This is a genomic window from Sphingomonas sp. CCH9-F2, from assembly GCF_001556735.1.
Lineage (GTDB): Bacteria > Pseudomonadota > Alphaproteobacteria > Sphingomonadales > Sphingomonadaceae > Sphingomonas > Sphingomonas ginsenosidimutans.
The window spans coordinates 1-8044 of record NZ_LSJO01000232.1 but is presented as its reverse complement, the minus strand read 5'-3'; the positions used below and the strand labels follow the sequence as shown (position 1 = coordinate 8044).

Below are 8044 nucleotides of genomic sequence, written 5' to 3'. Positions count from 1 at the left end.
CTGGTCAACAAAGGATACCCTCGCGTCGAAGGCCGGGCAGCAGCTAAGCCACAAGTGGCGGCGCCTTGTGCTATGCAGGGTTGCTAACACCCGGCTCACGGGCCGGAGAACGCCTCCAGACGACGGGGAGGCGGTCATGGCAGGGCAGGGTACGTTTCGAGCCGTAGCGGCGCTCACAGCGGCTCTGGCGGGCGTTCCGGCCATGGCGCAGCAATCACTCGGTGTCGCTGACTTTCTCACCACCATCGGCGGCGATACCGACGTGAAGACCAGCGGGTCGCTTCGGACCCGCCCGTCGCCGCAGGTCTTCCCGCTGCTCGACGACGCTGACGAGATCATCGGCTACTCCTTCTTCTCCGAGAAGATTACCACCAACGGCTCGGCGACAGCCGAGCGCGCCCGCGATGCCTTCGCTCAGGAGTGTAGCGCCAAGGGCGGTCGGCTCGAGCCGGAGGAGGGGGACGCAGCACGCACCTTCCGCGATCGCGCGCTCGGCCGCAGGCTGCCGCCCCGGGGCGAGTTCAAGCACTTCTGGTCCGGCATGTCGGCCGTGTGCTCGCGTGGACCGGACCAGGTCCTCGGAGGCTTCGTCGCGATCACATTCGACACGACCGAGGTGGCGACGAAAGGCGACCTGGGCAGCCGGCTAATGAGCCGCGTGTCGATGGTCCCGACCCGCACCGCCGTCTATGCCTGCCGCCCCGACCAGATCCGCTCTGCGGCATGGTTCCAACGCACCCAGGACAGCTACGTCGCCGACCGAGAGGCCGAGCAGAACCGGCACGAAGCCTTCCGACGCGACCTCGCGATCGGAACCGTCACCAACTGCGGCACGGTAGTCCAGATCCGCGGTCCCATGGTCGAGATCGCGGTGCCCCCGACCACGCTAACGCCCAACGGCCAATCCACCTTCTGGTCCCGGCGTGATGCGCTGGCGCCGACCTTCTCGACGCCGTGCACCTACGGACTCTGAGGAGCCGATCTGCCCGATTTGCATAAACTGGAAACCCTGAACGGAGACCCGCCATGACCATCGACCTGAGCGACTTCAAACTAACGCCTTTGCCCTCCCGTGAGACCCCGCCCTATGCGTCGGCCGACCCTTCGACGGACCTGCGGTTGCTCCTCGCCGGCACCGACTGGAGCGAGCCAGGACACGGCGGCTACCCGACCCGCACCGAGGCGGGAGATTGGATGATCCGGGTCATGTTGGACCTGCCTTACCCCATGCTTGCCAGCCTTGAAGCGCAGGCCGGCTCGCATGACGTCGGCGAGCTGATCCGGGCCGCTCTCGTGACCGCTGGACATGGCTCGCGGACGGAAATTGTAGGTATCAGGTCCGACCGCTACGCGACCCGCGACGAGCAGCGTGAGCGGCTCGGGATCCCCTCAGGAATAAGCGGCACGCGAGAGGGCGAATGACCGATCGATCCGGGCACGAACGGCTACGCTACCAGGCGGTTCTGAAGCCGCTCGAATGGGAGCAGCGGATGCGCGTCGACTACCGTGATGACGTACTTCGGATCGTGGCTGTCCTGGCTGCCGACGGCATCGCCATCAGTGAGGATGTCGCGTTCATGGCGTGGCACCGGTTCTCGGAAGAGGACCGCTGCGCCGGCTGGTACGGCCCCGGCACCGACGACCAGATCCGATGCAACCTGATGCCGCATCTCGAGCTCAGACCGATTGCGGAACAGGATGGCTCTGGCAATGTCCATCGGCCCGTCGTTAACCCGGATCACGCCCGCCGATGAGCGACGTCGAACACCACGATGTCAGGACGGCATTGGCGCTGATGCGCCTGGCGTTGGCGTTGCTCGACCGGGCTGGATGCACCCTTGTTGCAGCTCGCCTTCAGCATGCGTTCGACACGGTTTGGAACGATCCGGGGGCCGCCGCAATGCCGCGCCATCCTGACGCTCCGAGCGGTGCTGAACACGACCGGCACAAGCATCAGCGCCCGACCGACAACGGGGAGGGAACCGACCCATGACGGACGTCATCACGCTTGGGATTTCGGGATGGTTCACCCCGCATGGAACCCTCTACCATGAGGAGGGTCGCACGCTCGATGAGATCGCTCCGGAGGACTGGTCCAACCTCCTCGCCCATGCCGACGCGATCGACTTCTTCACGCGACCCGATCCGGCCTGGCCGGCACTGGAAGCCCGCATCTTCCATCTCACGATCACCGACGGCGAGCGGTCGCGCGAGCTGGCGGTAAACGACCCGTTCGAGGCGCCGGAACTGGCCTTCCTCATACGGCTGACGCGCCGTGCCATGCGGGACCGGCTGGTGCTGACGCCTGAAACGCTGAGCGAGGAGGCGCTCGAAGCCTTACGGGCAAGCCTGCGTCAGGCGGGGCAAGACTGAGTCGGCTGGCCGGCTCATGCGCCGGCCCGTGTGCTCCGCCGGAATCCGGGGATGCGCCCGAAAGAACCACATCATCTACGGCGGCCAGCTTACTGAGCAGTAAGGGTAGGGGCACACCCGATGCACCCTGACGGGGTGCGAAAAAGGGCAGATTCGCGTCGTTTGAGCGGCATGGTCCGACGCAGATGCTGTGCTCGGACCGTCTGGTCCATGGTGGTCCACAGAGCATCTAGAGCACGGATTTGCAGCGTTTCTTCTGGCGCTGCTCTGCACTTCCTCCTTGCGCGCCCGTTATGCGCAATGCACACTCCCTTCCGGGGTAGAAGGGGGTCCGCATGGCGCGCGTACCGATCACGGTGTACCTGCAACCCGACCAGCTTGCCGGCATCGAGCGCCGCGCGGGCCAGGTCGGCAAGACGCGCAGCGCCTGGGTGGCGGACACGCTGGTGCGCTCACTCGAGGACGAGCTGCTGCCGCTCGACGAGATCCTGCTCGACCAGCTCACCAAGGTTCGTGCCGGCCTGGAAGTCGTCGCGGAAGTGCAGGTCGGGCGTGGCCCGGAGAGCAAGAAGGGGCTGGCTGAGATGCGGCAGCGCCGGACCGACCTGGCAACCCGGATGCTGGCCGAAGCGCGCGGGATGCTGCGGCGATGACCGATGCCGGCCGCAGGCGGATCGACGTCTCCAGTGAGGTCCACAGCCGCCTGGATGCCGAATCCAAACGGCGCAATATTCCCATCCGTGATCTCGTCGAACAGGCGGTCACCACCATGTTCGACAGGGAGGCACAAGCAGCCCTGTCGGTGCGTCAGCAACGTGAGCGCCGCCATGCCGATCGCATGGAGGAACAGACCGCTCAAATCGGCGAGATCACGCGCCGCGTCTCGGCCCTGATCGCCCAGCAAACGAAGGATCTGCCCGGCGCGTTGAACGCAGGCTTCGACGCGATCAAGACGACCATCAAGGAGACCGGCGGGACCGGACATCTCCGCGACATGATCGCCAAGTTCCAGGCCGAATTTACGACCATCTTCAAGGAAGCGCAGGGCGCTCTGGCCGCCTCGGTTCTCAATGTCACCAAAGCCGCCGAGGAGCAGGCGAAGAGCCTCGGGAAGCAGCTCGATCGCATCGAGAAGCGTCAGTCGGGTACGCGTACAAAGCTTGGCGCAGGTGCCGCCCTTGGCATCGCCGGACTTGTTCTGATCTGCCTACTTTTCGCGAATACGGCGCCGACGCGCTGGCTTTCCATCCGCCTTCTGGGTGAGAGTGACTCGGCATCTGCGGCATGGAGCCTGGCAGGCGATGGGCGCACGAAAGGCGAGCTGATGGCGGAGACCAAAGGCCTTCTCGGCGATGATACATACCGGGTCCGGTACGCCGAATGCGTGGACCACGCGAAGCGCATGAAGAAGCCGTTTCCGTGCCGGCTCACCTTTCCGCCTCTGCTCGGCACGACGCCGTGACCGTCCGGCCCAACTCGATCGCCGGCGGCGGTGATGCCGCCGGCTATTATGCGGCCGACAACTACTACACCGGGGAGCAGGAAGGGCCCTCCGAGTGGGGCGGGGGAGGGGCCGAGGAACTCGGTCTGTCCGGCACCGTGAATGCCGGAAAATTCGCCGAGGTGCTGGACGGCAAACTGCCCAACGGGGCCGTTATTGCGAGAGGGGGCAATGGCGAGCGGGCGCCGGGGTTCGAGCTGACGTTCAGCGCGCCGAAGTCGGTATCGCTGGTCGCCATGATCGGCCGCGATGAGCGGGTCATGCCAGCGTTTGCGGAAGCGATCCGGAGCACCATGGCGTGGGCCGAGGAGCGGTTCGGGGAGGTGCGGTCGGGCAAGGCCGGCGCGGTGATCGAACCCGGTCGCTTGGTGTACGCGATCTTCTACCATGACCTTAGCCGGAAGCTCGACCCGCAGGCCCACGCTCATGTCGTCGTGGCGAATGCCGCACAGCGGGGTGACGGTCGCTGGGTCGCCCTCCACAATCCGGCGCTGTGGAAGCATTCGAGCACGATCGGCGCCGCCTTCCATGCCGACTTCCGTGCCCGGTTGGAGCAGCTCGGCTATCGGATCGAGATCACCGGCAAGCACGGTCAGTTCGAGATCAGCGGTATCCCGCGTGCCGCCATCGATGCGTTCAGCGCACGGCGCGAACAGATCCTTAGCCGGGCGGCTGAGCTTGGGGCTTCCGGCCCGAAGGCGATGGAGACGATCGCGGTCAGTACTCGCGACGCCAAACAGGCGGGCGATGCCACGGTTGCCCGCGTCATGTGGGCCGAGAAGGCCGAGGTCCATGGTGCTGCCATCTCCGCCGTCGTGGACGCCGCGCGCGGAATCGAGCGGCCGCGGTCCGTACTCGATGCCGTGCGTGCCTGGGGGGCCGCCTTGCTTGAGCGGATCACGCATGCCTTCGGACCACGACCCGAGCCGCTGCTTCACGGCACGGATGCGGTGCGCCGGAGCGCCGAGCTGGCGAGCGGCTATGCGGTCGCGGCCGGTGTTCGGCACCTCGGCGAACGCGAAGCGAGCTTCACCTACGCGAACCTGCTGAAAAGCAGCCTCGATATGGCGGAGAAGGGCGCGACGGTGCGCGGTATCGAGGAGCGCATCGAGCGGCTGCGCGAGGCAGGTGTGCTCATCGCCGGTCCGCGCGGCAGCCTGCACGCAGACCGGCTCACGACCCGCGATATGCTGGCGACGGAAAAGGCGCTGGTTGCGGCCGCGCATGGCGGGGTGGGGCAGGGGACACCCATCCTCGAGGCCGCTTCGGTCGACACCGCACTCGACCGCGCGGCCAGTCGGCGCGAGGTCACGCTGTCCGGCGAACAGCGTGTCGCGGTACACGCCATGCTGTCCGGCACCAACCGCATCCAGGTCGTCCAAGGCGATGCCGGTACCGGCAAGTCGTTCCTCTTCGAACTCGTACGGGAGGTTGGCGCGGAAGTAGGGGCGGGGATGCTGGTGCTGGTCCCGCAGAACAAGTTGATGGATGACCTGACCGGACGGGGGCTGGAGGTGCGCTCGCTCGCATCCGTGCTGAAGGAGCATGCTAGCCGGGTCGGCCCGGCCAAGCCGAACGAGCAGCTGTCGGCGCTGATGAAGGGCAAGGTCGTGGTGCTGGAGGAGGCCTCGATGGTGTCCTCGCGTCAGCTTGCCGGGTTGTTCGAGGTCGCCCGGAACGGCGAGGCCGCCAAGCTGGTGCTGGTCGGTGACGTGAAGCAGATACCCGCCGTAGAGGCCGGGCGGCCGTTCGCGCTGCTGCAGGAGGCGGAGGCTCCGACGGTGCGGCTGACCGAGAACCGGCGCCAACAGACCGATGTGCTCCGTGAGGCCGCCTCCCTGGCACGCGAGGGCAGGGTCGCTGCTGCTTTCGAACGGCTCGGGAACAAGGTCCAGGAGAACGCTCATCCCGCAGGAGCGGCCGTTGTAGAATATCTGCAGCTTTCGCCCGAAGAACGCGACCGCACCGCCTTGCTCACTTCGGGGCACGTGCTGCGCGAAGCCGTGCTGGAGACGGTTCGGGCCGAGCTGCTGGCTAGAGGAAAGCTGGGCGCGGACGCCCTGAGCCTGCGCAGCTGGGACACGCTGAACCTGACCCGCGAGGAGCTGCGCCAGATCCGGCATTGGGCGGAGGGGATGCGGCTCGACATCTACCGCCACCAGTCAGGGCTTGTGCCGGGATCCTACGAGGTTGGCTTGATCGATCGGGCGAGCGGCATGCTCGAGCTCGCCCGTGACGGTCAAACCAGGCTCTTCGATCCCAAAAGCCTCCGATCGGGAGGGGAGGGGGCCGCGCTCTCCGTTCCCGGAGAGATCGAAGTTCGCGAAGGTGACCGCTTGGTCTTCACGGCCAGCGACCTGAAGCGCGGGCTGGCGAACGGTGCTGCGATGACGCTCACCGCGATCGATGGCGACACGCTCCACCTGTCCGGCCGTGACCGGGATCATGTGATCGGGCCCGACGATCCGATGCGCGAGCGGCTTGGCCATGGCGCTGTCATCAACATGCACCGTGCGCAAGGGATGACGGTCGATCGCGCGATCACGGTGATGGACAGCCGCGACAGGCTGCTGAACAGCGAGAGCCTCTACTACGTGCTCCAGACCCGCGCGCGCGAGGACGTGTCGCTGCACACCGACGACAAGAAAGCGCTCGCCAACGCGATCGAGTCACATCGCGGTGACGTTCCGCACGCGAGCGATGTGGCACCCGAGCTCTCGTTGTCCGGTAGGGAGCGATTCGATCCGGCCACGGGCGAGCTGCCCCGACTAGACGATCCTGGCGCGAGCGATCGCCGCCAACTGGAGGCGATGAGTGCCGCCCTCCGATCCATCGGCAGCGAGCCTGCCAAGCCGGTGGCGGAGGCTGTTCGGCAGGCGCCGGTTCCGGTCAGAGAGCTGGTGAAGGAGCCGGAGATCGAGATCGACCACGATTACGACTTCGACATGTGAGACATCGCGTTGCGATTACGGGTGGGCGGATCAGCTTCGTTCCTGCTCATATGATCTGGGTTTGCCGGCCGTCGAAGCGGACATCGTAGCGGCCAAGGATGGCGGAGATCGGACGACCTTAGCGAGGCAAGCAGGTAATCCAGATGCTGCAGGACATGGCCAACGAACCGGACTTCGGGGTGGTCGCCGACCGGGGCGAGGGCATCGGCGCCGTGCAGCCCATGAAAATGGGGGAGGGCGGGCCGCGGTACCGCGACGCCGTCGACCTCGCGATCGAGCTGACCGCCAAGTCTGCCGCCTTCCGCAGCAGTCTGCCGCCCGCACTCCGGGCTGGGCTCGCCGGTCTCGTCCGAACGGTGACCTGCTACTACAGCAACCTGATCGAGGGGCATGATACCCACCCCGTCGACATCGAGCGGGCGCTGAAGAACGACTTCAGCGCTGACCCGGCCAAGCGGGACCTGCAGCTCGAGGCGACCGCCCATTTCGCGGTCCAGGGCTGGATCGACGGGGGAGGGCTGGCGGGCCGGGCGACGAGCGTGGAGGGCCTGCAAGAGGTTCACCGACGCTTCTGCGAGCATCTGCCCGAGTCGATGCTCTGGATTGAGCCGGTCGAGGGCGGCGAGCGCGTTCTGGTCGAGCCCGGTGCCCTGCGGACCCGCGATGTCCGGGTCGGGCAGCACATTGCGATCAGCCCCGGGGCGGTGCCGCGCTTTCTCGAGCACTTCGCCTGGGCGTATCAGAAGCGCGGCGCGACGGACGCCATCGTATCTCTCGCGGCCGCGCATCACCGGTTCGCCTGGATTCACCCTTTTCTCGACGGCAACGGGCGGGTCGCCCGCCTCATGTCGCACGCCATGCTGCTCGACGCGCTCGACACGGGCGGCGTGTGGTCCATCGCGCGCGGCCTCGGCCGCAACGTGCAGGCCTATAAGCGGCACCTTGCCGCCTGCGACCTACCCCGCCGCAACGACCTTGATGGGCGGGGCTCGCTAAGCGAGGAGGAGCTGGCGAGCTTCACGACCTTCTTCTTGAAGACCTGCATCGACCAAGTCGACTTCATGGCCGGCTTGGTCGAGCCCGACCAGCTGCGCAGTCGCATCCGGCGCTGGGCGGCCGAAGAGACGGACGGGGGAAGGCTGCCGGCCAAGGCCATCCAGGTAATTGACGCAGCGCTGTACCGAGGCGAGCTCCCGCGCGGCGAGGTAGAGAGTATCGT

9 protein-coding genes are annotated in these 8044 nt (G+C 66.6%); all 9 read left to right on the top strand.

From position 1 onward, the window contains the following. Positions 1-202: 202 nt before the first annotated feature. Complete coding sequence (locus AX685_RS06970) at positions 203-973, top strand: hypothetical protein (protein ID WP_066486882.1); 771 nt, start codon at positions 203-205, stop codon at positions 971-973. A 53-nt stretch (positions 974-1026) separates the two neighbouring features. Next, a complete protein-coding gene (locus AX685_RS06965; RefSeq protein ID WP_017980692.1) occupies positions 1027-1422 on the top strand; it encodes a hypothetical protein in 396 nt (131 codons plus the stop codon). Then, positions 1419-1754, top strand: a complete 336-nt coding sequence (locus AX685_RS06960; protein ID WP_066486880.1) for a hypothetical protein — start codon at positions 1419-1421, stop codon at positions 1752-1754. The genes AX685_RS06965 and AX685_RS06960 overlap by 4 nt, the downstream gene beginning before the upstream one ends. Next, complete coding sequence (locus AX685_RS21480) at positions 1751-1993, top strand: hypothetical protein (RefSeq protein WP_066652219.1); 243 nt, start codon at positions 1751-1753, stop codon at positions 1991-1993. The genes AX685_RS06960 and AX685_RS21480 overlap by 4 nt, the downstream gene beginning before the upstream one ends. Beyond that, entirely contained in the window at positions 1990-2373 is a 384-nt protein-coding gene (locus AX685_RS06955; RefSeq protein WP_066486878.1) for a hypothetical protein, read from the top strand. Before AX685_RS21480 ends, AX685_RS06955 begins: the two co-directional genes overlap by 4 nt. A 335-nt stretch (positions 2374-2708) precedes the next feature. Beyond that, positions 2709-3026, top strand: coding sequence for a hypothetical protein (locus tag AX685_RS06950; RefSeq protein ID WP_017980688.1), 318 nt, complete (start codon positions 2709-2711; stop codon positions 3024-3026). Then, positions 3023-3835: a hypothetical protein gene (locus AX685_RS06945; RefSeq protein ID WP_017980687.1), complete on the top strand. Its 813-nt coding sequence runs from the start codon at positions 3023-3025 to the stop codon at positions 3833-3835. The genes AX685_RS06950 and AX685_RS06945 overlap by 4 nt, the downstream gene beginning before the upstream one ends. Then, entirely contained in the window at positions 3832-6825 is a 2994-nt protein-coding gene (gene mobF, locus AX685_RS06940) for a MobF family relaxase (protein ID WP_066486876.1), read from the top strand. The genes AX685_RS06945 and mobF overlap by 4 nt, the downstream gene beginning before the upstream one ends. A gap of 143 nt (positions 6826-6968) precedes the next feature. Then, the coding region (locus AX685_RS06935) for a Fic family protein (RefSeq protein ID WP_231738651.1) at positions 6969-8044 on the top strand (1076 nt) is incomplete at its 3' end.

Coding starts and splice junctions, on each gene's coding strand:
- AX685_RS06970 (WP_066486882.1), top strand. CDS start 203: ATGGCGCAGCAATCACTCGGTGTCGCTGACTTTCTCACCACCATCGGC.
- AX685_RS06965 (WP_017980692.1), top strand. CDS start 1,027: ATGACCATCGACCTGAGCGACTTCAAACTAACGCCTTTGCCCTCCCGT.
- AX685_RS06960 (WP_066486880.1), top strand. CDS start 1,419: ATGACCGATCGATCCGGGCACGAACGGCTACGCTACCAGGCGGTTCTG.
- AX685_RS21480 (WP_066652219.1), top strand. CDS start 1,751: ATGAGCGACGTCGAACACCACGATGTCAGGACGGCATTGGCGCTGATG.
- AX685_RS06955 (WP_066486878.1), top strand. CDS start 1,990: ATGACGGACGTCATCACGCTTGGGATTTCGGGATGGTTCACCCCGCAT.
- AX685_RS06950 (WP_017980688.1), top strand. CDS start 2,709: ATGGCGCGCGTACCGATCACGGTGTACCTGCAACCCGACCAGCTTGCC.
- AX685_RS06945 (WP_017980687.1), top strand. CDS start 3,023: ATGACCGATGCCGGCCGCAGGCGGATCGACGTCTCCAGTGAGGTCCAC.